27 protein-coding genes are annotated in these 25,498 nt (G+C 47.5%); 11 read left to right on the top strand and 16 right to left on the bottom strand.

The features are described 5' to 3' along the window. Nucleotides 1-84: 84 nt before the first annotated feature. The 12 genes from OCV68_RS00375 to ylxM form a co-directional block, all read right to left on the bottom strand. A complete protein-coding gene (locus OCV68_RS00375; protein ID WP_022475600.1) occupies nt 85-1,509 on the bottom strand; it encodes a murein hydrolase activator EnvC family protein in 1,425 nt (474 codons plus the stop codon). A 100-nt stretch (nt 1,510-1,609) separates the two neighbouring features. Beyond that, nucleotides 1,610-2,512: a permease-like cell division protein FtsX gene (gene ftsX / locus OCV68_RS00370; protein ID WP_022475599.1), complete on the bottom strand. Its 903-nt coding sequence runs from the start codon at nt 2,510-2,512 to the stop codon at nt 1,610-1,612. Between the two features lie 21 nt (nt 2,513-2,533). Then, nucleotides 2,534-3,214, bottom strand: coding sequence for a cell division ATP-binding protein FtsE (locus tag OCV68_RS00365; protein ID WP_022475598.1), 681 nt, complete (start codon nt 3,212-3,214; stop codon nt 2,534-2,536). 143 nt (nt 3,215-3,357) lie between these two features. Next, complete coding sequence (locus tag OCV68_RS00360) at nt 3,358-4,443, bottom strand: PucR family transcriptional regulator (RefSeq protein WP_022475597.1); 1,086 nt, start codon at nt 4,441-4,443, stop codon at nt 3,358-3,360. A 349-nt stretch (nt 4,444-4,792) separates the two neighbouring features. Next, nucleotides 4,793-5,065 (bottom strand): HPr family phosphocarrier protein, encoded by a 273-nt coding sequence (locus OCV68_RS00355; RefSeq protein WP_022475596.1) that lies wholly within the window; start codon nt 5,063-5,065, stop codon nt 4,793-4,795. Nucleotides 5,066-5,377: 312 nt separating this feature from the next. Beyond that, nucleotides 5,378-6,067 carry a tRNA (guanosine(37)-N1)-methyltransferase TrmD gene (gene trmD / locus OCV68_RS00350; RefSeq protein WP_022475595.1) on the bottom strand — a complete coding sequence of 230 codons (690 nt, stop codon included), beginning with the start codon at nt 6,065-6,067 and terminating at the stop codon, nt 5,378-5,380. Between the two features lie 4 nt (nt 6,068-6,071). Then, the gene (locus OCV68_RS00345; protein WP_262570053.1) at nt 6,072-7,025 is read right to left on the bottom strand and encodes an aldo/keto reductase; all 954 of its coding nucleotides are present in this window, start codon (nt 7,023-7,025) and stop codon (nt 6,072-6,074) included. A 34-nt stretch (nt 7,026-7,059) separates the two neighbouring features. After that, on the bottom strand, nt 7,060-7,560 hold the full coding sequence (rimM, locus tag OCV68_RS00340; RefSeq protein ID WP_022475593.1) for a ribosome maturation factor RimM: 501 nt from the start codon (nt 7,558-7,560) through the stop codon (nt 7,060-7,062). 79 nt (nt 7,561-7,639) lie between these two features. Beyond that, nucleotides 7,640-7,873, bottom strand: coding sequence for a KH domain-containing protein (locus tag OCV68_RS00335; RefSeq protein WP_147622431.1), 234 nt, complete (start codon nt 7,871-7,873; stop codon nt 7,640-7,642). Between the two features lie 156 nt (nt 7,874-8,029). Next, nucleotides 8,030-8,275 (bottom strand): 30S ribosomal protein S16, encoded by a 246-nt coding sequence (rpsP, locus tag OCV68_RS00330; RefSeq protein WP_022475591.1) that lies wholly within the window; start codon nt 8,273-8,275, stop codon nt 8,030-8,032. Nucleotides 8,276-8,339: 64 nt separating this feature from the next. Beyond that, complete coding sequence (gene ffh / locus OCV68_RS00325) at nt 8,340-9,686, bottom strand: signal recognition particle protein (protein ID WP_022475590.1); 1,347 nt, start codon at nt 9,684-9,686, stop codon at nt 8,340-8,342. Nucleotides 9,687-9,707: 21 nt separating this feature from the next. Further along, entirely contained in the window at nt 9,708-10,037 is a 330-nt protein-coding gene (gene ylxM, locus OCV68_RS00320; protein ID WP_022475589.1) for a YlxM family DNA-binding protein, read from the bottom strand. A gap of 267 nt (nt 10,038-10,304) precedes the next feature. On the opposite strand from ylxM, the gene OCV68_RS00315 reads away from it, so the two are divergent. Then, nucleotides 10,305-11,444, top strand: coding sequence for an FtsW/RodA/SpoVE family cell cycle protein (locus OCV68_RS00315; RefSeq protein WP_262570049.1), 1,140 nt, complete (start codon nt 10,305-10,307; stop codon nt 11,442-11,444). Here the strand turns inward: OCV68_RS00315 and OCV68_RS00310 are convergent. Continuing rightward, nucleotides 11,441-12,100 (bottom strand): hypothetical protein, encoded by a 660-nt coding sequence (locus tag OCV68_RS00310; RefSeq protein WP_262570048.1) that lies wholly within the window; start codon nt 12,098-12,100, stop codon nt 11,441-11,443. The two genes, OCV68_RS00315 and OCV68_RS00310, sit on opposite strands and share 4 nt — an antisense overlap. A 256-nt stretch (nt 12,101-12,356) precedes the next feature. On the opposite strand from OCV68_RS00310, the gene OCV68_RS00305 reads away from it, so the two are divergent. Both OCV68_RS00305 and OCV68_RS00300 read left to right on the top strand, forming a co-directional pair. Next, nucleotides 12,357-13,010, top strand: a complete 654-nt coding sequence (locus tag OCV68_RS00305; RefSeq protein ID WP_262570047.1) for a helix-turn-helix domain-containing protein — start codon at nt 12,357-12,359, stop codon at nt 13,008-13,010. Between the two features lie 234 nt (nt 13,011-13,244). Continuing rightward, nucleotides 13,245-14,024: a winged helix-turn-helix transcriptional regulator gene (locus OCV68_RS00300; protein ID WP_262570046.1), complete on the top strand. Its 780-nt coding sequence runs from the start codon at nt 13,245-13,247 to the stop codon at nt 14,022-14,024. A 91-nt stretch (nt 14,025-14,115) separates the two neighbouring features. Here the strand turns inward: OCV68_RS00300 and OCV68_RS00295 are convergent, their stop codons facing one another. Both OCV68_RS00295 and OCV68_RS00290 read right to left on the bottom strand, forming a co-directional pair. Next, nucleotides 14,116-14,592, bottom strand: coding sequence for a GNAT family N-acetyltransferase (locus OCV68_RS00295; RefSeq protein ID WP_022475584.1), 477 nt, complete (start codon nt 14,590-14,592; stop codon nt 14,116-14,118). 12 nt (nt 14,593-14,604) lie between these two features. Then, a complete protein-coding gene (locus tag OCV68_RS00290; protein WP_262570042.1) occupies nt 14,605-15,885 on the bottom strand; it encodes a DUF1015 domain-containing protein in 1,281 nt (426 codons plus the stop codon). A 256-nt stretch (nt 15,886-16,141) separates the two neighbouring features. On the opposite strand from OCV68_RS00290, the gene rlmB reads away from it, so the two are divergent. Together rlmB and OCV68_RS00280 are read left to right on the top strand one after the other, a co-directional pair. Then, a complete protein-coding gene (rlmB, locus tag OCV68_RS00285) occupies nt 16,142-17,035 on the top strand; it encodes a 23S rRNA (guanosine(2251)-2'-O)-methyltransferase RlmB (protein WP_262570041.1) in 894 nt (297 codons plus the stop codon). Between the two features lie 36 nt (nt 17,036-17,071). Beyond that, nucleotides 17,072-20,032, top strand: coding sequence for a hypothetical protein (locus OCV68_RS00280; protein ID WP_262570038.1), 2,961 nt, complete (start codon nt 17,072-17,074; stop codon nt 20,030-20,032). A gap of 111 nt (nt 20,033-20,143) precedes the next feature. On the opposite strand, the gene OCV68_RS00275 is transcribed toward OCV68_RS00280, so the two are convergent. Further along, a complete protein-coding gene (locus tag OCV68_RS00275; RefSeq protein ID WP_147622439.1) occupies nt 20,144-20,647 on the bottom strand; it encodes a hypothetical protein in 504 nt (167 codons plus the stop codon). Nucleotides 20,648-21,081: 434 nt separating this feature from the next. Between OCV68_RS00275 and OCV68_RS00270 the strand changes: the two genes are divergently transcribed. The 6 genes from OCV68_RS00270 (at nt 21,082) to groL (ending at nt 25,370) form a co-directional block, all read left to right on the top strand. Further along, nucleotides 21,082-21,456, top strand: a complete 375-nt coding sequence (locus tag OCV68_RS00270; RefSeq protein WP_147622519.1) for a metal-dependent transcriptional regulator — start codon at nt 21,082-21,084, stop codon at nt 21,454-21,456. Between the two features lie 260 nt (nt 21,457-21,716). Then, nucleotides 21,717-22,124 (top strand): Hsp20/alpha crystallin family protein, encoded by a 408-nt coding sequence (locus OCV68_RS00265; protein ID WP_022475577.1) that lies wholly within the window; start codon nt 21,717-21,719, stop codon nt 22,122-22,124. A 46-nt stretch (nt 22,125-22,170) separates the two neighbouring features. Next, nucleotides 22,171-22,578, top strand: a complete 408-nt coding sequence (locus OCV68_RS00260) for an Hsp20/alpha crystallin family protein (RefSeq protein WP_022475576.1) — start codon at nt 22,171-22,173, stop codon at nt 22,576-22,578. 110 nt (nt 22,579-22,688) lie between these two features. Then, nucleotides 22,689-23,114, top strand: a complete 426-nt coding sequence (locus OCV68_RS00255) for an Hsp20/alpha crystallin family protein (RefSeq protein WP_262570036.1) — start codon at nt 22,689-22,691, stop codon at nt 23,112-23,114. A gap of 288 nt (nt 23,115-23,402) precedes the next feature. Next, the gene (locus OCV68_RS00250) at nt 23,403-23,687 is read left to right on the top strand and encodes a co-chaperone GroES (RefSeq protein WP_022475574.1); all 285 of its coding nucleotides are present in this window, start codon (nt 23,403-23,405) and stop codon (nt 23,685-23,687) included. A 48-nt stretch (nt 23,688-23,735) separates the two neighbouring features. After that, nucleotides 23,736-25,370: a chaperonin GroEL gene (gene groL, locus OCV68_RS00245; protein ID WP_262570034.1), complete on the top strand. Its 1,635-nt coding sequence runs from the start codon at nt 23,736-23,738 to the stop codon at nt 25,368-25,370. Nucleotides 25,371-25,498 lie beyond the last annotated feature (128 nt).

The following is a 25,498-nucleotide window of genomic DNA, read 5'->3' as shown; positions in this document are numbered from 1 at the left end:
TAATGCCCCGAACCTGCGAAAAGAGCAGATCCGGAGCAGGTTTGTTTTATTGGATAACTTTAGTTTTGTCACTTAACGCTGCTATCAGTTCATGCTTACATAGTTGAGGGGATTTGTGTGCTGTCCGTTTACTCTGACCTCAAAGTGGCAGTGGTTTCCGTATGCGTAGCCTGTGCAGCCTATGTATCCGATGGTCTGACCCTGCTTTACTTCATCGCCTACGTTAACGCAGCAGCTGGACATATGTCCGTAAAGTGTGGCGATCTTGTCACCGTGGTCGATAACAACGTGGATACCGTAGCCGTTGCCTGTGTTGGAAGCAGTGATGACCGTTCCCGATGCAGCTGCAACGATAGGCTCGCCAGCGCAGCCGGGCTTTGTGATGTCGATGCCCTTATGGAAATCGCTGGATCCGCCCTCTTCATCAATGGTTCTGTTGCCATAGCCGTCTGTCATGTTAAGGACAGTGGGGCAGGGCCAGATAAAGCCCTGAGAAGTACCGGGAGCGTAGTCCTCGCTGCTGTCGTCATAAGAGCTTGAAACGGATTCGGTCTGGGCAGTATCGGCAGTCTCTTCGGGGACATACTCCTCGCCGTTGGCTTCTGCCTCAAGGCGCTTCTGCTCTTCTTCCTGACGTCTGCGTTCCTCTTCCTCCTGACGCTTGCGCTCTTCCTCTTCTCTGCGCTTTCTTTCTTCCTCTTCCTTGCGCTTACGCTCTTCTTCACGCTTGCGCTCCAACTCCTCCTGCTGCTTGCGGATAAAGTCCTGGAGCTGTTCCTCGTAATCAGCCTGTTCAGCGTCCATCTCTGCGGTACGCTGCCTGTCAGCCTCAGCCTGAGCCTCATACCATGCCTTGGTCTCCTCATGGTTCTTGTAGGTCTCCTGGAGGTCTGCCAGAACACCCTCGGCCTCAGCCTTCTTGTTTTCGGCATCAAGCTTTGACTGCTCCAGCTCTGCCTTATCGGCATTGAGAGCGGATATCTTGTTGTTAAGCTCATCTATCATGTCATTATCGTGACGTGATACCCTCTGTACCAGCTCGGTACGTGCAAGGATATCATAGAAATCGGTAGAGCCTACCAGCATGGAAGCAATACTGTCATTGCCTGTCATATACATAACTCTCAGGCGCTGCTTGAACTGCTCGATGCCTGCATCTACTTCCTTCTGCTTGTCGGCGATCTTCACTTCAAGGTCGGCGATATCATTATCAAGAATGCTTATCTGCTCCTTGATGTTTGCTATCTCCTGCTCCTGTATCTTCATTTTCTCGTCGTATATTTCCAGATACTTTTCATGCTCATTGGCATTTGCCTCGTACTCCTTGAGTGAAGCCTCTACCTGCTTGCGCTCCTCCGCAAGAGCTTCCTGCTTTCTCTGTAGCTCGGCAATATCGCTTTCGTAATCGGCTGTAGCTGTAAAGCCCGCCATTGCGGAAAACGACATTACGCCCGCAGTTACAAATGCGCTGAACTTATTGAATATCAGCTTGAGTGTTTTTTTCTTCATTTTTACTGCATTTCCTTTCCTGACATCTGCCACGATAAGGTGATCTTTTTATCTTATACTGATTCCGGATCGTTCTGTAGTTGTTGATTTGAGATCAGTATTATACCTTAACGTATTTTCTTGTGCTGATGACTGTTCCCACAGCGCTTATGAGTGCGCCTGCGGCAATGTACGCAATCACTGCATACACCATAAATCTGTTAAGAGGAATAAAGCCTGTTGTACCCATTGCGGCAAAAAGTGTCGTTTCAGAGGAAAGCAGGTTTACAAGGCTGTCGTAGCCCACCCATGTAAGGACGGAAGCCACAATGCCTGCAAGTGTTCCCACTGTAAGGCCCTCTACAAAGAAAGGTACCTTGATAAAGAGGTTCGTTGCACCAACGAAGCGCATGATGGATATCTCACGCTTGCGTATGTCAACGCTGGCTCTTGTTGTATTGGAGATAATAACGAAGCTTACTATGATAAGCGCTGCGATTATTATGATAGATACCACTGTGATTATAGCTTTAAGACCCGTAAGCACATTTACAAAGTCATATGGAGCCTTTACCTTTTCGATATGCTCAAAGCTGTTTATCGCCATAAGAGTTGCGCTCATCTGGCTGATATCTTTTATCTTTATCCTGTAGGAATCGGGAAGAGGACTTGTTTCAATGTAGCTGAAGATCTCCTCCGCATTCGGAGTATCCTTTTTGATATCCTCGAACGCCTGTTCCTTGGAATAAAATGTCACGTCTGAAATGTTGGGCGTACTTCTGAGCTTATCTCCCAGCTGCTGGATATAGTCATCGTCAGCATCGTCTGTAAGGAAGATAACGACCTCGTTCTTGCCCTCGATATCGTTGATAAAGGAGTTGATGTTTGCGGAAAATATCACCGCAAAGCCCACCATCAGCAACGACACCGTCATTATACAAAAGGAGGCAAAGGACATTATCCTGTTGCTCCACATATTTTTAAGCCCCTGCTTGAACAGATAGGCTGCGCTGCTTACTCTCATACCCGAAGAACTGTCCTTTCATTACACATGGTCATCGTAGTCGATAACGCCGCCACTGATCTTTACCACTCTTCCGCCGAAGTCCTTTACAAGCTCCAGCTGGTGAGTTACCATAAGCACAGTGGTGCCCCTCTCGTTTATCTCGTGAAGGATCCTGACGATCTCCTCGGAGGTACGGGGGTCAAGGTTTCCTGTAGGCTCGTCGGCGATAATGAGCTGGGGGTTGTTCACCAGCGCTCTTGCAATGGCAACACGCTGCTGCTCGCCGCCCGAAAGCTCGTTGGGAAAGCACTTAGCCTTTTTCTGGAGACCCATCAGACCTATTACCTGAGGAACTCTCTTGCGGATATATCTTGTAGGAGCGTCAATGCTTCTGAGCACGAACGCAATATTGTCATACACATTCATATTGCCGATAAGCTTGTAATCCTGAAACACGAAGCCGATGGTCTGCCTGAGCTTGGGGACTTCTCTCTGCTTCATTTTCATCAGGTCGAAACCGTTTACACGCACCACAGGCACCAGATCTGCACGCTCGTCAGCCTTTACGTCTCTGATAAGCAGCTTGATAAGGGTACTTTTTCCTGCACCGTTTTTTCCCACGAAGAAAACAAACTCGCCGTCATTTATTTTAAGGGACACGTCTTTAAGAGCCGAAACTCCGTTATCATATGTCACCGATACGTTCTTAAGTTCAACCAATGTACTTTTCACCGCCTAAATAATACAGACATCAAAAGGGCAGTAGTGTTCCCACTGCCCCTTATGCGGATTATCCGCTTTTATCTCTTTTTCCCTCAGCAGCTTATATTTATCTTTTTGCCGCTTTGTTCGCCGCACCCTTATCAGAACTTTGTGGGGTTGGCAGAAAGGTATTTCTTTACCATAAGAGCTATCTTGAAGATGATAGCGTGGTCAAATTCACGAAGATCCAGACCTGTGAGCTTCTTGATCTTTTCGAGACGGTAAACCAGAGTATTCCTGTGAACGAACAGCTTACGTGAGGTCTCGGAAACGTTCAGGTTGTTCTCAAAGAACTTCTGAATGGTGAAGAGTGTTTCGTGGTCGAGAGACTCGATAGAGCCCTTCTTGAACACTTCCTGTAAAAATGTCTCGCAGAGGGTAGTGGGAAGGTGATAGATAAGTCTTGCGATACCAAGGTTATCATAGGAAACGATGACCTTATCGGTATCGAACACCTTGCCGACTTCAAGAGCTATCTGAGCTTCCTTAAAGGAACGTGCCAGATCCTTGATGCCAACAACAGCAGTACCGATGCCCACATTTACTCTTGTATAGAACTCGCCCGAAAGTGTATCGGAGATGGAACGTGCCAGCTTTTCCAGATCCTTGGACTCAACATTGTTCTTTATTTCCTTGACAAGCACGATATCGCTCTCGGTAATGTTGAAAACGAAATCCTTGGTCTTGTCGGGGAACAGGTTCTGGATAACATCGTAAGCGGAAACGTCGTTTGCGGAGATGATCCTGATAAGAAAAACAACTCTGCTCACGTCGGAATTGAAGTGAAGCTCTCTTGCCTTGACAACGATATCTCCGGGAAGCACGTTATCGAGGACAACATTCTTTATAAAATTGTTCCTGTCATACTTTTCATCGTAATACTGCTTGATGCTTGAAAGGGTGATAGCCATGATATTTGCGTACTTTGCCGCATTATCATCGGTGCCCTCAACAAAAACAGCATAATCGGGCTTTATATGTGAGCCGAAAGGCTTGTAGGTGTAACCGTCCCTTACAAATATATCATGGGAATCGCTGAGGTCAAGAGAAACGAACTCGTTTGTTGTGCCGATCTTTGTAAGCTCGCTGCAGGCGATAATGGTAGCTGTGGAATCAACAACGCCGATAACACAGTCCATAGTATCTCTCATCTGATGTATTAAACCCTGAAAAAGTCTGTTTGACATTAGTTTGGTCATCCTTTCACATGAAATCCTGATCCTATAATACGCCGAATAAACGCCTGCAAACCCATGTTTCGCCATGAGCCATGCGCAGGATCCGATACGAAGATCTATTCGGCAGACATTACGCAGGCTTGGAAGACAGCTCCTGCCGCTGAAACAATCTTATATAGTTTAATTTTATCATACTGTGCGGCTTTTTGTGTTAATTTTTTATGAACTTTGGTGAAAATCACAAAAAAAATGTAGTTTGTCATATTCACTGTAAAATATTGCACAAAAGAATAAAACGGGCAGAAAAACAAAAGGAGCATGTTCAGCGAACACACTCCTAAAATTACAAAAGCTTCGATTATCTGGATTCCTCAGCAAAACCGCTGTCAACGAGCTCGGTAAGTGCTGTTACAGCTTCCTGCTCGTCAGCGCCGTCAGCAATAATTCTGATCTGTGTACCGCCGACAATACCAAGTGAGAGGATACCGAGAAGGCTCTTTGCATTTACTCTTCTCTCTTCCTTTTCGATCCAGATAGAGGACTTGAATTCGTTTGCTTTCTGGATAAAAAATGTAGCGGGGCGTGCATGCAAACCAACCTGATTCTGAACCATTACATCTTTAACAAACATAATACTCTCTCCTATTCGTAAGTAGCTTTATCAATACAGTTTTGAGATTTAGCTAATAATTAAATTATACAATGCAATCGGAGCTTAGTCAACACAAATTTATGATTAAATGTTCTCATAGGTGTAAATTCTGCTTTTTGAATTACATAGCCTATTTTTTAGGTTTCCAATTTGTTACTTTTCACTAATTTTATGAGTGATGTACAATTTTCAACAGTGTTTTATATGCAAATCAACAGGAATTTGTTCACTGAATTTCCTGCGTATTATAACAGTATATTTATATATTAACTTTTTAAGAACATCTTCACATTATTTTCCAAGCTTTTCCAGCATATCGGGACGCCTTTCGGCAGTTATTTTAAGCGCCTGCTCATGCCTCCACGCCGCAATATTCTTGTGGTGACCCGTAAGCAGAACGGGGGGAACTTCCATTCCCTCCCACACCTCGGGACGGGTGTAGTGGGGATATTCCAGCAGGCCGTCAAAGTGGCTCTCCTCGGTAAAGCACTCGTCGGAAGCAAGCACTCCGGGGCACATTCTGGCAATAGCGTCGCACATTACCATGGCAGGCAGCTCGCCGCCTGTAAGCACATAGTCGCCTATGGATATCTCCTCATCGACTATCTTGTCGAGCAGCCGCTGGTCCACACCCTCATAATGCCCGCAGATAACGAAAATATTCTCCCGCTTTGAAAGCTCCACTGCTTTCTGCTGGGTAAAAACGCTTCCCTTTGGGGACATATATATAACATGCGGTCTCTCGGTAAAGCCCTCGGTAACTATATTGAAGCACCTGTAGATAGGCTCCGCCTGCATTACCATGCCCATTCCGCCGCCGTAGGGTGAATCATCTACACGGTTGTGCTTATCAAGGGTATAGTCACGTATCTGGTGGCAGTGCAGCTCTATCTTACCCGCCTTGCGTGCCCTGCCGATAATGCTCTCCCCCAGCACAGCCTCGCACATATCGGGAAAAAGCGTGGCAATATCAATTCGCAAAAGATCATTTCCTTTCAACTTTGGGTTCCCATACGCCCTTGCTTACGATGCCGAAGCTGTCGGCAAGCCTTTCAAGCTGTGATATCTCATCATCGGCAAGCTTCAGCACTGCGCCTCCGGCAAGCTCCTCGGCATACTTTGGCTTTGTAAGTCCGACTATAGGCACCGTACCCTTGGACACCGCCCATGCAACGGATATCTGCGCAGGAGCAACGCCGTATTTTTTGCCAAGCTCCCTCAGCAGGTCAATAAGCGGACGGAGCTTTTTCAGCTTGCCGTTATATTCGATGCCACGCAATGACATGACGGGGAATTTGTGCTCATCGTCATATTTGCCGCCCAGAGCCCCCTGCTCCAGCACCATATAGGAAAAGTACGTCTTGTTATTTTCATGGCACCATTCTATTATACGCTGCTGCTCCGCATCGTTGCGTATCAGACTGAAATGGTTCTGCACGGCAGCCAGCTCAAAGCCCTCCTCACGGAGCACCCTGTCGGCAAGCTTTATCTGCTCCGGCTCATGATTTGAAACGCCTGCCGCCCTTATTTTTCCCTCACGCATGAGCTGCGCAAATTCACGCATATTCTGCTCGGTATTGTTTGGCAGATGGAGCCAGTAAATATCTGCGCAGTCGATGCCCATACGGGATAAACTTCCCTCCAGTGCTTTCCTAACTGAACCGTCGGTATATTTCTTTTTGGGCATATGCTTTGTGGATATCATTATGTCTCTGCCCTCAGCCCTTGCCTCGGCAACGCATCGGGACAGTATTTTTTCCGATTCTCCCATGCCATAGACCTCGGCAGTATCCCAGAGGGTAAAGCCCAGATCACACGCAGTCCTGAAAGTCTGTCTCAAGGTCTCGCTGTCATTTTTCTGTCCGAAAATCATTTTTGAGCCAAGCATTCCTCTGCCCCAAGCCCATGTGCCCACGGCACAAGCGGGAAAATCAATCATATGACCTGTCCTTCTCCCTCAAAGGGATATCCGATCAGTCGAAAAGTCCCTCAATGGGACGGATAAGCATTTTTCCGCCCTCGATATCGGTCTTTACGACTACATCGGGAATTGCAGGGATAAGATATTCCTTGTCCCCGTTCTTTATCTGGTAAACGTCGTTTGCGCCTGTGGCGGTGACGTTTGTAAGAGTGCCATAGACCTCTCCGCTGTCAGCGTCGGACACTTCCAGTCCGATAAGGTCCTGAACGAAATATGTGCCCTCTTCAAGCTCCACATCGTTCCTGTCCATGTAAAGCACTCTTCCTCTGAGAGTTTGCGCCTGTTCGGGAGTATCTATACCCTCGATCTTCATAAGCACGATATTTTTATGCGGACGTGAACGGACAATTTCAACGGGAGTTTTCTCCTTGCCGAAATACAAGGTATCAAACTCGCAGAGAAATTCGGGACTATCGCACCACGGCTCCACTCTCACTTCGCCCTTAAGTCCCTGAACGGCAACTATCTTGCCTATTTCAAGATATCTTTTCAACCTTTACATCCTTTCATAAAAAAATCGGCAGAACTATATTAGTTATGCCGATAATGAACACATTTCCATAAAGCAAATGTCAGTCTATCTCAACCATGATCTTTTCGTTGATCCTGCCTGCGCCTGCACGCATTACAGTTCTGATCGCCTTGGCGATCTTTCCCTGCTTACCGATCACTCTGCCCATATCATCGGGAGCAACATGGAGATGATAAACAACTACGCCTTCGTCATTGGGCTCGTCACGGTCAACCTTAACGGCAGACTTATCCTCGACCAGACCTGACGCAATAGCAATAAGAAGCTTTTCCATCAGCAAGCTCATCCTTTCTCATGTCTGACTTATCAGACAATATTTGCTCGTATAAACAAAACATTATATATCAAATAGAATAATTTTCATTTTAGCATCAGTATATTCGGACACCTCTCGCCGAGGTGTCACGATTATCTGACTTTAAGAGCGCAATTACTTGGTGATACCGTTCTTCTCAAAAAGCTTCTTAACGGTCTCGGTAGGCTGTGCGCCGTTTGCCATCCACTGCTTAGCCTTTTCAGCATCAACCTTTACGGTGCTGGGCTCGGTTGTGGAATCATAGTAACCGATCTCTTCGATGAATCTGCCGTCTCTGGGATATCTGGAGTCAGCAACAACGATTCTGTAGAAAGGGTTCTTGGTAGCGCCCATTCTTCTGAGTCTGATTTTAACTGCCATTTCTTTCACCTCTCGAAAAATTTAAAAAGTTTTTATATCAAAGTGTTAAAAACACATTGAAAGCTTAGCGGAACATTCCGGGCATTCTCAGTCTGTTCTTCTTGCCCTTGCCGTTTTTGCCCATAACGCCCAGCTGCTTCATCATCTTCTGCATTTCCTCAAACTGCCTGAGAAGCCTGTTCACATCGGCAACGGTATTTCCGCTTCCTGCTGCGATACGCTTCTTGCGGTTGGGGTTGATGATGGAGGGCTTTGCCCTCTCCGCAGGGGTCATGGAGGTTATCATAGCCTCTATTCTGAGGAGCTGCCTGTCGTCGATATCCACATCTTTGAGCTTATCGCCCACACCGGGGAGCATTCCCACGATCTGCTTGATGGGGCCCATCTTCTTGATCTGCTTCATCTGCTCGAGGAGGTCGTTCATATCGAAGCCCTTTTCCTCTTTCAGCTTGTTGGCAAGTCTCTGAGCCTCGTCCTCATCAATGGTGCTCTGAGCTCTTTCTATAAGTGTGAGCATATCGCCCATTCCCAGGATACGTGAAGCCATTCTCTGAGGGTGGAACTGCTCGAAATCGTCAAGCTTTTCGCCTGTACCTACGAACTTGATAGGCTTACCTGTTACAGCCAGTACGGAAAGCGCCGCACCGCCTCTGGTATCCGAATCAAGCTTGGACATAAGCACGCCTGTGATGCCCAAAGCATCATCAAACGCCTTTGCAACATTTACAGCGTCCTGACCTGTCATCGCATCGACTACCAGCATTATCTCGTGAGGATTCGTCTCCTCCTTGATGCTTTTCAGCTCATCCATGAGCTGCTCGTCTATATGGAGACGACCTGCGGTATCGAGGATAACCACCTCGTTGCCGTGGTCAGCTGCGTGCTTTACAGCTTCCTTTGCGATGGTCACAGGATTTATCTGACCCATCTCAAAGACCTTTACTCCAGCCTTTTCTCCCACAACCTGCAGCTGATTGATAGCTGCGGGACGGTAAACGTCGCAGGCTGCAAGCAATGGACGCTTGCCCTGATCCTTGAAATACTTGGCAAGCTTTGCGGCATGAGTTGTTTTACCCGAGCCCTGGAGACCTACCATCATAATGATGCAGGGAGGCTTGCTGGGGTAATTTATGCGGGCATTTTCGTTGCCCATGAGAGCGATAAGCTCTTCGTTAACTATTTTTATTACCTGCTGTGCAGGTGTGAGACTTGCAAGAACATCAGTTCCCACAGCTCTTTCGGTAACCTTACCGATAAAGTCCTTAACGACCTTGTAGCTTACGTCAGCCTCAAGCAGAGCCATTTTGACCTCACGCATAGCTTCCTTAACGTCAGCCTCGGTGAGAACGCCCCTGCCCTTCAGGCGTTTGAATACTGCGTTTAATTTTTCAGAAAGTCCCTCGAACGCCACGGCAAACCCTCCTGTTGCAAGTTATAGAATGTTTTTTATCTTATCTGCGGTGTTTTTCAGCTCGGGAACGCCGTATTCATCGGCTTTACTTTCAAGCTCCTCCGCAATTTTCATAAGCTTTTCCGATTTTTCAGCAAGGCCCAGAGCCTCTTCCAGCTCGAACAAGGTCTGCTCTCCACGCTTTATGCCGTCCCTTACGCCCTGCCTTGTGATGCTTTCGTGCTCGGCTATCTCCGCCAGAGAAAGGTCCTCATTATAATAAAGATCAATGAGATCTCTCTGCTTATCGGTAAGCATGGCAGAATAATAATCCAGCAGCAATGCCACTTTAAGATTTTTTCCGCTGTTCAAAGCACACACCTCACTATAAGCTGTAAAGGCGCAAGCCTTTGTAAAGTTCACGACCTTTACATTATATCAGCCCCGCACTCTTTTGTCAAGGGGTCGGAGCTGATTATAAAAATAAATTTTTTGTGAACGCACGTCATATATAAGCGGCCGCAGCAGTGTAATAAATCTGTAGTCAAATTGACACGGAAATTTTTGTTGAAATATGCACCTGCGGCGTGTTATAATAGTAATATCGTAAAAATCATATCAACATAAGGAAATCAGAATATGAAAACCGTTTTCAAATACATCTGGCAGTATTTCAGGAAGCTGGATAAGCTGCTGTTCATCACTGTTGCGGCGCTGTCCGTTTTCAGCCTTGTGCTTCTTTATTCAATAGTAGTGAACGGAGCTGCCACCATCAGCGTAAGCTCATCGCTCTACAAGACTCAGGCAGCCGCAGTCATAGCCGGCTGGATCGCAGCCCTTATACTTTCCGCCGTGGACTACAACAAGATAATCAAGCTGTGGGTGATATATGCCCCGCTGGCAATAATACTGACCATGCTGGTATTCACGGGCATGGGCATCGAGGTCTCGGGGAACAGGGCGTGGCTCGACCTCGGCTTTATGACCCTGCAGCCCTCGGAGCTGCTCAAAGTCGCCTTTATAACCACTTTTGCCCTGCACCTTTCCAAGGTGGGAGACAAAATAAACAGGTTCTCCAATGTTCTCCTGCTGTGCGCACACGTCTCCATACCCATTCTGCTGGTAATTTTGCAGGGAGACGACGGAACAGCCTGCGTTTTTGCCATGATATTCGTGATAATGATGTTTTCCGCAGGCATCTCATGGAAATATATCCTGCCCTGCATTGTGGCTCTGCCCTTTGCACTGTGGTTCGTGTGGGTAAAGGTGATGCAGCCCTATCAGAAAATGCGCTTTCTTGTTCTTTTCGATGACGAGCTTGACCCTCAGGGCATTGGCTATCACCAGCGTGTGAGCAAGACCGCTCTCGGCTCGGGTCAGATATTCGGCAAGGGGCTTTTCGGCGGCGACTATCTTAAAGTGCCCGAGGCCGCCAACGACTTTATCTTCACCTACGTGGGTCAGTGCTTCGGGTTTATAGGCTGTATCGCCGTTATCGCCGTGCTGACCTATGTGTGCCTTAAAATAATGGCAGACTCGAAAATTGCCAAGGACGATCTGGGCAAATACATCTGCGTGGGAATATACGCCATGTTCTCCACCCACTGCATTCTAAATCTGGGAATGGTTTTCGGACTTACACCAGTTATAGGCGTTCCCCTGCCCCTGCTGAGCCAGGGCGGGACCTCAGTCCTCACCATGTACATCGGCATAGGGCTGGTAATGAGCACCTATTCCCACTCGGAAAAGAAATACAGGGTATTCTACGACGGCGATTAGTAGTTGATGCCGTATCCGCCGTCAAGCAGTGCGATACCGTTGCTTTCGGGGTACAGATCTACGGTAAGGTCGTCATTGACGATGACCGCATACTCACGGAAGATAACTCCGTCGCTGCCGTTTTCGGAAATGACGATGTTGTCCTTGCCTGCGCTTACGCCCTGAAAATAAAGGGTGTCGGAGGTGGATTCATCTTCAAGGAATTTAACATTTCCGTACTTTACTGAGCAGTCAAGGTAATCGCTGCCCACGGATATGGAAATGATATCCCCATCTGCGGTGCTGTCTGCGGGGATACCGATATAGCCGCCGTCAGCCTTCTGAACTTCACCGTCAGCCTCTTCCGCAGCTTCGGGAGAGGCTTCTTCATTTTCAGCCTCCTCCGCCAATTCGGTTTCAGCGATGTCAGTGGTACCGGCGCTGTCAGCGATTTCGCCGGCATTTTCTTCCTCATCAGGCGCTGAAACAGCGGCTGATGTTTCGGCAGCGTCGCTTGCGACAGTCTCCGCCTGAGTGATATCGGAAGCCTCGGCTGTCTGCTCCGTAACGCCCTGCCCGGAAACTGCCATGTCATTTGTACCGCAGGCGGTAAATGCTCCGCAAGCGGTCAAAACAATTATAAGAGCTATTGCTCCAATAACAGTATGTCTTTTCATATAGTACATTCCTTTCTGCCAAAGGCAACTGATCAGAAATCATTCTCTGATAATAAAACAACTCATAACAGGGAAATTTTTCATTTTTTTGCGCAGATTTTCAGCAATTACAGCAATTCATAAAAAAGTTACATTTTTCTATGGCATTTTGCCGAAATAGCTCTTTACAAATTGTACGTTATGTTATATAATTTACAGTATGTAGAGTATGCCTATAGACACATCTGTGTAAACTATAACGGTCGGAGGTGCTTTTGTGAATACGGATTTTCCCCGTATAATTACCCTTTTGCGCAAAGAGCGCAACATAAGTCAAAAGCAGGCCGCTACCGATCTGGGCGTTTCTCAGGCTCTGCTTTCCCATTATGAAAAGGGTATAAGAGAGTGCGGACTTGATTTTCTGGTCAAGACTGCCGATTATTATAATGTATCCTGCGATTATCTTCTCGGAAGATGTGCCGAGCCTATGGGCAAGGCCGCAAAGGAAGCTCCCGCTGCTTCGGGAGAGGATAAGGACAAGCTCACCGAGGAGCAGAAAATGCTGCTGGATTCCCAGAAGCTCATATTCTCCATGGTGTCCGAAAAGGACGGAGGAAAACTGGAAAAGGCTGTCCGCAGCTATCTGAGCCTTGCGGTATATAGGATATTCCGTGTGATATTCTCCGCCAATCCCAAGAACGACCGCAGGTTCTTTACCCTCAGCTCACCTGCCGCAGACGGTTTCACCCTCTCCGCAATGGAACTGAAAAAAGCCCGTGCCGAAGCTATTGCCGTAAGCGGCGAGATGCAAAGCACGCCTATCACCACAAACACCCTCACAGGAACATATCCCGAACACGCCTCATCGCTTTTCAATCAGGTAAAGCAGTGCGAGGACGAGATAAACGCCGTGCAGGATAAGGACGAATAAACCAAGCCTTTGTGCTCATGCAGCGCAAAGGCTTTTATTGTAAATATGCACAAATCACACACATTATATCAGGTTCATATATGTTGATTCATACAGCATATATGAACTTTTTGTAAATCTAAAGAAATCAGTGAAATTTTTTGCCCCTCTGAATCGTTTATATATCAGAAGCGCATGAAAAGCGCAGGAAGATCATTCTCAAAATTTCTGATAAAACGAACAGGAGGAAAGCTTATGTCACTTAACAACATACTGGCAGCAAAAAGCGGCATTACGAATATCGAAAGCCGCCCAAATGTTATCCTTACATACACGGGAGCAAACGCTTCCGAAACTGATGATATCGCAAAGCTCCTTATGAGAGAGGAGATCAACGTTTACACCACAGACTGCGGCGACAAAAAGCTCAGAGAGCTTTGCCCCAACGGCAGCTGGCACATGATGATAGTGCGTGACGGCGGACTTGCCGCCCCCTCTTTTGATATTATAGGCAATGTGAGAAAAATTTCCGATATCCCGCTGCTCACCGTTTCCGACAGCTGCGACGAGATATACAGGACAATGGCTCTCGCCAAGGGCGCAGATGCCTGCATGGACGCAGATGATTTCGGCAAGTACGAGTTCAAAGCCCGTGTTATATCCATGCTCAGAAGATATCTGGGCGAATCCGCCGAGAGCAGGAGCTTTCTTGCGGCAGGCGGCACAGACACCCTCGTAAACGGCGCAATATCCGTTGACCGCAGGAGACGTGAGGTGTTCTCGGGCGGAAATCCCGTCAAGCTCACAGCCATTGAGTACGGCATCGTCGAGTACCTTATGGAAAACTGCGGCGATGTATGCACAGTTGACGATATCTACCGCCGTGTATGGCGTGAAAATCCCTACTCAGTCCGCAAGACCGTAGTGGAGCACATCAGGCGCATACGCAGCAAGATAGAGCCTGACCCCCACAATCCCAGCTACATCAAGGTAGTTTTCGGCGTGGGCTACAAAATGGAGCGTGCAGCCGTTTAAAATACCGCTTATCCCATACATCTTTATATATCTTCAATCTTCTCCTTAACAAACAAAACGGGAACCTTTTGCTGAAAAGGTTCCCGTTTTGTTATTCTTCCGTAAAGCTCAGCTTCATGGACATATAAATTGACTTGTCCTCAATAAAGTCAAGCTGCTTGTACAAGGGATATCCGCACTTTGTGGCTCTCAGCTCGATGTAGGAAAGATCCCACGCCTTGCCGTCCTCTATTGCCATGCTCACAAGCTTCTTGCCTATGCCACGTCTCCTGTATTCGGGGAGAGTGTAAACGTTCATCAGCGTACCTGTCTTGCCTGTGATGAACAGCGGACTGGCAGGCTTGTTTATCAGCAGGAAGAACACGCAGCCTGCGGCTTTGCCGTCCTCCTCCGCAAGATATACCACACAGTCACGGTTAAGATGCTCCTGAAAATAGCCCTTGGTCTTATCGGCAATGGTTTCAAAAACAGGCTCTTCAAGGTCGGTGTGGGTCTCGTGCATATATCCCAGTCTCATCTGAATAAGAGTAGGGATATCTGCGGGCTTTGCTTTTCTGTAGTTAATCATTTCATTACCCTCTTATTTTATCTTTCTTGCTTCCACATAATAGCGCTTATCCTCCGCATGACCCATGGAGAAGGTCTTTCTGCGCAGTGCGCCGTCCTTGATGACTGTGGGGAAAAGCTCGTCCTTGCCCATATCGGGGAGCAGCACGCCTGCGCAGCCCTTTTTGAAGGCAAGCTGCCTTACAATATCGGCGCCGTGGATATAATCTACCTTGCCGCCCTTTGCGGAAAGGTACTTGTCTATGAAATTCTGCACGCTGCCAACGGTAAGGTTAGAAGTGGGCTTGGTGATGTAATATTTCTTTTCGGTGCTTCCGCATACCCATACAAAGCTCTGAGAAGCCGTTCCGTTTTCGGAAAGACCCAGTTCGTCAGTCATCTCAGCAAGCATATCATCGGTGTCAACACCCTCGATAATGCGGTGGATAGCCTCAAACTCCAGAGCGTCGCTGTGGAGATTTACTATCTCCGCCAGTGCATAGCGGGCAGGGTGGTTTGAAAAGTCCTTATCGGGATTTTCTCGCTTCAGCTCCTCGTAATATTCCTTGGCAGTGGCAAGGGAATGGTTTCCGTCGCCCATTGCATACAGCAGAACGGGAGTGCCCTTGCCGTACTTTTTCTCGAACTCCTCGCTGTTCCCCAGAGCCGCAAGAGCAGAATCTGTCTCGGCAACAGTTTCACCGTCCATAAGATAGCCCTTTATGCTGCCGCCGTTTTTCATAAGCGTAAAGTCATAAAGCTTTTTGAGGGAAGCTTTCTTTGCGCTCACCTTTTCAATGACGGTCTTTTGGGGATCGTCAATAAGTATCATAATGTGGGGAAGCTCCAGGGGCGCACCTCTGCGGACTTTAAGACGGGGAGGAATCCTCTCCGCAACTGTAGCTTCGGTAGCTCTCACGGCAGAGCCGCTGCCCTTGCGGTAATCGTACTGCTCCAGGTCAACAGCTCCTACGATACCGCAGCGAACCTTGCCTGTGCTGTCGGTGCGCTCAATGTATATCATTGCGTTCTTATACTCTTTGAAAATGCCGTCGGAGATGTATTTTTCCATATTCTTTCTGATATCGGATATCATCTGCTCCGAATCGGGGCTTTCAAGATATGCTTCGGGAAGAATAAGGTCAAGGGCGGAGGGAGCGCCCTCTGCAATGCGTGCAGCGTCCTTCCAGTATTCGGGCTGGGAGGTGAACTGGTCGCAGGCAACAACTGCCCACTTGGACATATCCGTATTTTCGGCAGGAAGCAAAATATCCGCCGTGCCGAATGCGGTAGATGCTTTAAAGTTATTATCCATAAAATTATCCTCACAAAATAAACATTTACTTTATTATACCATATCGGAAGGATTTTGCAAGGTCAAACGAAAATTTTTTCATATCACGTTTTCGCTGATATAGATATTCATTTGTTAAAACATATCGAATTTTGTAGATATAGCTATTGCAAAAGCGGATATTATGTTGTATAATATATTAGTATAGCTATTTATGCTCAAATGAAATTACTTGTCCTTACCGCACACGCAGGATAAGGACGGATTGGAGATAATTATGGCGCAGCAGCGTTTTGATAAAGACAGGAAAAAGAGCTTCGGCGGATACGGAAAGCCCAAGGGCGATCATAAGCGTCCCTACGGCGGTTCTCCCCGCAACGAGCGCAGCGACTATGACCGTGATGAAAGACCTGCGGATTTTGCTGACAGCGACGAGGTAACAGGTCTCATCGTCGGCAGAAATCCCGTTATGGAAGCACTTAAATCAGGCAAGGCGCTCGATACTATTTATGTAAACGAAAATGCAGGAGGCAGCATCGGTGCCATTACCAGAATTGCCCGTGAGCGTGGCATCGTCATCAAGAACGTAAGCGATCAGAAGCTTACTCAGATGTGCGGCGGCGCTTCCCATCAGGGAATAATCGCTTCGGGTGCCTGTGCGGAATATGTTTCCGTAGAGGATATTCTGGCTATTTCAAAAAAGAAAGGCACTGCGCCTTTCATCATCATATGCGATGAGATAGAAGACCCCCACAATCTTGGCGCAATAATCCGTACAGCCGAGGCTGCAGGCGCTGACGGCATCATAATCCCCAAGCGCAGAAGCGCATCGCTGAATGCCACTGTTTTCAAGACCTCCGCAGGTGCGGCAAGCTGGCTCCCCGTTGCAAGGGTGGCAAATCTTGGCGCTGCCATTGACGAGCTGAAAAAGAACGGCATTTGGATATACGGCACAGATGCCAGCGGCGAAAACTACTCCGACACCTCCTTTACAGGACCTATCGGTCTGGTAATAGGCTCCGAGGGCTTCGGCATGGGCAGGCTTATCCGTGACAAATGCGATTTCCTTGTAAAGCTCCCCATGTACGGAAAGATCACCTCCCTCAACGCTTCCGTTGCAGCAGGCATATTCATGTATGAGGCTGTAAGACAGAGAGCGGCTGTAAAGTGATAAGTCTTGAAATTGTATGCAAGGAGGAAATAGATATTGGCTGAAAATAAATTTTCTCTTGAAGATATACTGAGCGAATATCCGTCAGACGGTGAATCTCCCGATGAAGCCGCTCTGGACGATATTCTGAGCAGCTATCCCGCCACAAAGAATTACGAGGATTCGGGTCTTGCGGAGATATTTGACAGCAGAAACCCCACTAACGATATCAGTCTCAGCGGCATAAATATCTCGCTGGAGCAGGATTATCCCTCTCCCGAGGAGATACGCAACAGCCGTCCCAAGTCGGTGCATGACATTCCCGAGGATCAGCTTACCGAAGAGGAACGCATCAAAAAGGACAAGCAGATAAAATATGAGATAATGAGCGGCGACTATGACCGCAAGTATATGCCCGATGAGCTGAAAACCGACGCAGAGCTGCGGGCGGAGCGTGAGGAAAAGGAAGCTGCCGAGAAAAAGACGAAGAAAACCAAGGTAAAGCCCGTCAAAAAGCGTTTTGACGTTGATATCACAGAGGGCATAAAGGGCCTGAGGGATATCTACGACGAGGAAGAGGATGATTTTGACAAGAAATACGGTTCTTCTCCTCTGCTGACGGACACCGACCTTATCCCCAAACGTGAAAAGCGTGAGATCCCCTTTGAGATCGAACAGCCCGAGGGCATGAGCCTTTCGGAAAAGATGGAGCGTCAGGACGAGTACGAGGAAAAATATGCCTCTGCCGAGCCAAAGCGTGAACACAATAAGGTCAAGCCCGAAAAGGTAACTCCCAAGAAGGCTGTCCGTGAGCGTGACCCATTCGACAAATATGCCGATGATAACGGCCTTGACAGTATCCTGAGCCAGTACGAAAAGCCCGAGCGTCCCAAGACGCTGGCACGAAGCGATACATCGCATCTCAAGGGCTTTACCGACATCTTCAACAAGCTCCTTGCCAAGGAAGAGTCGGACGGCGAAGGCTCCGAGCTGCTGGAAGAGAGCAAGAAGATAAAGCATCAGAACAATCCCTCAGCTATTGAAAGAAAGAAGATATCCGATATCGACCTTGACCTTTCGGACAAGCTCATTCAGGACACAGCCCAGATAAGCCGCAGCAAGGCTGACACCGAGCTGGAAAAAATGAGCGCCCTTAAAGAGCGCAGAAGCAAGAAGATAAAGGATTTCGTCCTTGTGGGCGACGAAGAGGAAAACACCGAGGCGGAGGTAGCCGAGGAAAAGGAAAATGAAGAGATAGACGACTTCAAGAGCCTTGAAGATGCTCCCGATATTGAAAAGCATATCGCCGAGCAGAAAGGCCGTCTGGCAGGCAGACTGGTTGTGCTGTTCATCTGCTTCATAGCCTCTACCTATATGGCGATAGCAAACGACTTCAACCTCCCCGTACTTGAAACATTCACACTGATAAACAAGCGAAGCCAGCCCGACGTTTTCCTGTTCATCAACAGCGTTATCGGCGTTGTTGCGGGATTTGTAGCATCGCAGACCATATCCAGCGGCATTTCAAAGCTCTTTTCCATGAAAGCCGACTGCGACACCCTTTCGGCAATGGCGCTTATTTCGGGACTGCTGACCTCAATGGTATCCCTGGCGGATTCCAATATGGTTCGTGGCAGCTTCGTTTACATCTATATCCCCGTTGCGGTGGGCGCACTTATCTTCAACACCATAGGCAAGCTGCTAATCATCAGCAGAACACAGCGCAGCTTCTCCTACATTTCGGGAGACAATGACCGCTATGCCCTCTTTATCGTGGAGGACGAGGACAAGGCGCAGAACTTCACAAGAGGCGCTCTCACCGACTTCCCCATTCTTGCGGGAATGCAGAAAACAGAGGTCATCACCGATTTCCTTAAAACATCATACGCCAACGACAGCACCGACAGGTTCTGCCGTATAGTTTCCCCCATAATCGCAGGCGCAGGTCTGCTGCTGGGCATGATCTCGGCACTGCTGGGCATAAGCGAGCACGGAACGATAGGCGCTGTCTGCATGGGTCTTTCCACATTCTCAGCCTGCGCATCTATCTGCTCATGCTTCTCAATGATGCTGGTGGTAAATATGCCGATGGAAAAGGCATCTGTAAAGTATAACGCAAAGCAGGGCGCTATCATCGGCTTTGACAGCATCGACGAATTTGCCGATACCAACAGCATTATGATAGATGCTTCACAGCTGTTCCCTCCCGGAAGCATTATCCTCAGGAACATAAAGTCCTTCCCCGACACAAGCATTGACGAAGCCATTGTCGAGGCGGCAAGCCTTACAAGCCAGGCAGGCAGCGTGCTGAAAAATATGTTCTACGACATAATCGTGGGCAAGACTGAAATGCTCAACCCCGTTGAAAGCTACATTTACGAGGATTCAATGGGTCTGTGCGGCTGGATAAACAACAAGCGTGTGCTCCTCGGAAACAGAGAGCTTATGCAGAACCACAGCATCGAGGGTCTCCCCTCAGTGGCAAAGGAAAAGGAATATACGGGCGAGGACAAGATCGCCGTTTACCTTTCAATATCGGGTCAACTGTCGGCAATGTTCATAATCGAGCTTATGCCATCGCACCAGATAAAGAACGCACTTAAAGAGCTGGAGCGCAGCGGAATTGCAGTAATGCTCCGCTCAGTGGATTCCATGCTTTCGGTGCACAGGCTGTCAGAGCTTTTTGAAGTAACACCCGCACTGTTCAGGCTGATACCTTTCAGACTTCACACAGATTTCGAGCAGACCACCGAGTATGCAGCAAAGCGTCCCGCAACACTTGCCTGCTCGGGAAGATTTGCTTCCTTTGCTCAGCTGATAATCGGAGCAAACCGACTGAGAGGAACGATCTCCGCAGGAATAGCAATGCAGGCGGCAGAAATACTGCTGGGTATTCTGCTGACGCTGACGCTGGTGCTTCTCCATTCAATGGCAGAGCTTACGGTAACAAATATTCTGCTGTACAACCTGATATTTGTGGCGATATTTGCAATATTCAATGCAATACGAAAAGTTTAATATGTAATATGATCTCCCTGCATCACAAAGGTGCAGGGAGATTTTTTGTAATGTGAAGCCGAGAAACAAATAATAAAGCCCTGCACCGCAAAAACGGTGCAGAGCATCATATCATTCCTCAAGCCTTACAATAGACACAACGCTGCCGCTGTAGTCATCATATTCGCCGATGCTGCCCATGAGCCTGATGTCATCGTCAAGCTCTTCGGTCTCGACGATAAACTCCACCATGTCTCCGTGCCCCTCCCACAGCTCAACATAGCGGTTTGAGGGGTCGGTGTGGCAGTCTGCCTTGATGTCTCCCACAACGGCGGTAAAGGAGTTGCCCGAATCAAGGGTTATCTCAAACCGCTCCCCGCAGCTGTCGGCATAGGCTGTGCCAAGGGCAACGCACACATCTCCGTCAACACGCCTTATGCCTTGACTGTCGGTGTATGCGTGCTGCTGGAGGTCGTACTGAGCGGACGATGTATCGGTTATGGTGCGGTAATCCATATATGTTTTGAACTCGGTGTTCACATCGGGCAGTGGCAGGGACTTGTCATATGCGCAGGCATTCGAACCCACGGCAGCCAGCAGTGCGGCGGATAATACGGCAGCGGTCATCTTTTTCATAGGTTACATTCCTTTCACATTTATACTAATCTTCAATCAACCTACAGACAAATCCTCGGCTTTGCCTATAGAGCGATTGAAGATTAGTATTACAGAATTTTCTGACACGGTTTTATTCTTGACCGATTTTTTCTTGTTATACTAAGCACCAATTAAAAGCTATACAAAAATCGAGCATAATCTTGCATATATGGATTATGCGATGATTTTTTTGTCTATAGTTTTATTGGTGATTAGTATTATTCACATATAATAATATGAAAAGCAGGTGCGGAAAAGAACGGGAAAATTTTATGACAGATACAGATATAAACCGTCATATCATATGCGCCTGCACCGAATTTCCGCAAAACTTTTCCAAACCCCTTGCCAAGCCCGAAAATATATGCTACAATATAAATAATTTATATTTTTAAGGGAGCGATCATATGCCAATTTACGAATCGGGCGAAGATTATCTGGAGACTATACTTCTCCTTCACAGAAAAACAGGCTTTGTCCGTTCGGTGGATATTGCCGCTGAGCTCAATTACTCAAAGCCAAGCATCAGCCGTGCTATGAATATCCTCAAGGACGATGGCTTCATCACCGTTGAATCAGGCGGTCAGATAATGCTTACCGAAAAGGGCAAGGCAAAGGCTGAATCCATTTACGAGCGCCATGTTATCATAACCGAGTTCTTTGAAAAGGTGCTGGGCGTAGATCATGAGATAGCCGCTCACGATGCCTGCAAGATAGAACACATTATCAGCGATGAAAGCTATCAGAAGCTGAAAGAATTTACCGCTGAACATAAATTCCACGACTGATATTTTCCTCGGGTCTGTGATCCGAGGAATTTTTTTGTCTGCTGTTAGCACTCTGACGTCTCATCTGTTAGCACTCTTTTTGCGTGAGTGCTAAGTTTCATCATTCTATCACAAAAGCGTGATTTTTCTATCATAATAGGGCTGTATTATATAGACATCAAAAGGAGATAAGAAAGAGAGCAAAGGAAAGATGAAAGAAGATGGTTCCTATGCAATGCTTATCTCAATGATAATAATTAGATTTTAAAGGAGCGTTTTATATGTACGGATTAACACCTTTTGAAAGAAATTTCTTTGATTCAGTCAATGACTTTGACAAGGCATTTGCAAAGAGCGGCGTTCGTGCCTGCCGCACAGATATCAGAGAGGACGATGACAAGTTCATCATGGAGTCCGAGCTTCCCGGCTTTGACAAGGAAGATATCACCGTTGACCTCAACGGCAACTCACTTACACTGAAAGCAGAGCACAAGGCCGAGACCGAGGAGAGCAAGAAAGGCAAGTATATCCGCCGTGAGCGCTCCTATGGCTCTTACGAAAGAACATTCGATATTGCGGGCATTGATACCGAAAACATCACAGCAGATTACAAGAACGGTATCCTTACCATGGTGCTTCCCAAGAAGAAGCCTCAGGCTCCCGCTTCAAGAAAGCTTACAATAAACTGATAACATAAACATCAGCTTACAATATATAACGATCGGAGGAATCTATATGTACGGTTTAACTAATTACAGAAAAGGCGATTTTGATATCTTTGACCCCTTCAAGGGATTTTTCGACAATATGTCCGCTGACCCTTGCCGCACGGACATCAGGGACGAGGGAGACCGCTTCATAATGGAGTCCGAGCTTCCCGGTTTCAACAAAGAGGATATCTCAGTTGATATCAGCGGCAATTCTCTTACCCTCAAAGCCGAGCACAAGGCTGAGAACGAGGAGAAAAAGGAGGGCAAGTATATCCGCCGTGAGCGTTCTTACGGCTCATATGAGCGTTCCTTTGATATCACAGGCATCGACAGCGACAAGATCACTGCCGACTACAAGAACGGTATCCTGATAATGGTGCTCCCCAAGAAGCAGCCTGAGGCTCCCGCTTCCAAGAAGCTTACCATTAACTGATATCATATATATCATCACGGAGGACACTTCCATGTTTAAGCTGTAGATATAATGACAGTGACCCGTTAAAGCAGGTCACACAGCAATATACTACGAATGGAGGAATTTATATGTATGGCTTAACAAATTACAGAAACAATGAAAACAGTATCTTCAACCCCTTCAAGGATTTCTTCGGCGGACTTTTTTCCGATGATATGTCCGAAAACAGCTGCCGCACCGATATAAGGGACGAGGGTGACAGATATATTATTGAGTCTGAGCTTCCCGGATTCAATAAAGAGGATATCTCCGTTGATATCTCCGACGGCTATATGACCGTCAGCGCCGAGCACAGCACCGAGAACGAGGAGAAGGACGACAAGGGCAATTATATCCGCCGTGAACGCTCCTACGGTTCATTCAGCCGTTCCTTTGACATCTCGGACGTGGACGCTGACCATATCTCCGCCGAATATAAGAACGGCGTTCTCGAAATGATCCTCCCCAAGACTCAGACAACCAAGCCTGAGACACGGCGTCTTACAGTTGGATAACCTTGTTTTGCATGAGGCTGCACAGTCAGTTCTGCGCAGCCTCATGTTTTCTGAAAAGATCCCCATGAGCTGCGGGCAGATGTAAATTGCATAATCAGTTTTTGAATTATTCTACATTGATTGTGCATAGTGACGAAAATGCAGGTAATTGCATAAAAACACTTGATTTTTTCGCAGAACATGGTAAAATATATTTAGCACTCAAGAAATAAGAGTGCTAACACATGAATTGATTGACTGCTAACCGATAAAAAGGTAGGCGGCTATTATAGGAAGGAGTTTTTTATAATGAAAATCAAGCCACTTGCAGACAGAGTTGTTATTAAGATGGTTGAGGCTGAGGAAACCACAAAGAGCGGTATCATCCTTACAGGCAATGCCAAGGAAAAGCCCCAGATCGCTGAAATCGTCGAGGTTGGCCCCGGCGGAATGGTTGACGGCAATGAGGTCAAGATGACTCTTAAGGTTGGTCAGAAGGTTCTCGCTTCCAAGTACGCAGGCACCGAGGTCAAGCTCGATGGTCAGGAGTACACTATTCTCCGTCAGTCCGATATTCTCGCAGTTGTTGAGTAATCGGCATGATCTGAACAAATCCCATTTCAATTTTTGGAGGTAATTATAATGGCTAAGGATATTATTTACGGCGAAGAAGCCCGCAAGTCTTTACAGGCAGGTATTGATAAGCTTGCCGATACAGTTAAGATCACACTCGGCCCTAAGGGCAGAAACGTAGTTCTGGACAGAAAGTTCGGCGCTCCCCTTATCACAAACGACGGTGTTACAATCGCCAAGGAGATCGAGCTTGACAACGCTTTCGAGAACATGGGCGCACAGCTCGTTAAGGAAGTTGCTACCAAGACCAATGATGCAGCAGGCGACGGTACCACAACCGCTACTCTTCTTGCTCAGGCTCTTATCAGAGAGGGTATGAAGAACATCGCAGCAGGCGCTAACCCCATGGTAGTAAAGAAGGGCATGAGCAAGGCTGTTGCAGCTGCTGTTGATGCTATCAAGGCAAACTCCAAGGAGGTTGAAGGCTCCGCTGATATCGCAAGAGTTGCTACCGTTTCTTCCGCTGATGAGGAAGTTGGCAAGCTCATTGCTGAGGCTATGGAGAAGGTTACTTCCGACGGCGTTATCACCATTGAAGAATCCAAGACTGCCGAGACATACTCCGACGTTGTTGAAGGTATGCAGTTCGACAGAGGCTATATCACTCCTTACATGGTAACAGATACCGATAAGATGGAAGCAGTTATCGACGACGCATACCTTCTTATCACAGATAAGAAGATCTCTTCTATCCAGGAAATTCTTCCCCTCCTCGAGCAGATCGTTCAGAGCGGCAAGAAGCTCGTTATCATCGCTGAGGATATCGAGGGCGAGGCTCTCTCCACACTTATCGTCAATAAGCTCAGAGGCACATTCACCTGCGTTGCAGTAAAGGCTCCCGGCTTCGGCGACAGAAGAAAGGAAATGCTCCAGGATATCGCAATCCTTACCGGCGGTCAGGTAATCTCCGAGGAGATCGGTCTTGAGCTTAAGGATACTCAGGTAGCACAGCTCGGCCGTGCTAAGCAGGTAAAGATCACCAAGGAAAACACCATCATCGTTGACGGTCAGGGCAACAAGGACGATATCAAGGACAGAATCAACCAGATCAAGGCTCAGATCGAGGGCACTACTTCCGAATTTGATAAGGAAAAGCTCCAGGAAAGACTTGCAAAGCTCTCCGGCGGCGTAGCAGTTATCAAGGTCGGCGCAGCTACCGAGGTCGAGATGAAGGAAAAGAAGCTCCGTATCGAGGACGCTCTTGCAGCTACCAAGGCAGCAGTTGAAGAGGGTATCGTAGCAGGCGGCGGAACAGCACTTATCAACGCAATGCCCGCAGTTTCCAAGCTCACTTCTTCTCTCCAGGGTGATGAAAAGACAGGTGCTCAGATCGTACTCAAGGCACTTGAAGAGCCTGTTCGTCAGATCGCTAAGAACGCAGGTCTTGAAGGCTCCGTTATCATCGACAAGATCATTCGTTCCAGAAAGGTCGGCTACGGCTTTGATGCTTACAATGAGACTTATGTTGATATGATCCCCGCCGGTATCGTTGATCCTACCAAGGTAACACGTTCCGCACTCCAGAATGCAGCTTCCGTAGCAGCAATGGTACTCACAACCGAGTCTCTCGTTGCTGATATCAAGGAAGAGACCCCCGCTGCTCCCGCAGGCGCAGGAATGGGCGGCATGGGCGGTATGTACTAATACCGAAAAACAGCTGATAATATTTTCGCCCCGCAGAAATGCGGGGCGATTTTTATTTGCCCAAAAGCGGGCAACGGACAGCAAACAACGGACAAATGGAAATGCCTGCACAAATAAGAGCAAGGTAA

Source organism: Huintestinicola butyrica (assembly GCF_025567215.1).
In the GTDB taxonomy this organism is placed as follows: domain Bacteria; phylum Bacillota; class Clostridia; order Oscillospirales; family Ruminococcaceae; genus Huintestinicola; species Huintestinicola butyrica.
This window is presented reverse-complemented; position numbering and strand designations above follow the sequence as displayed.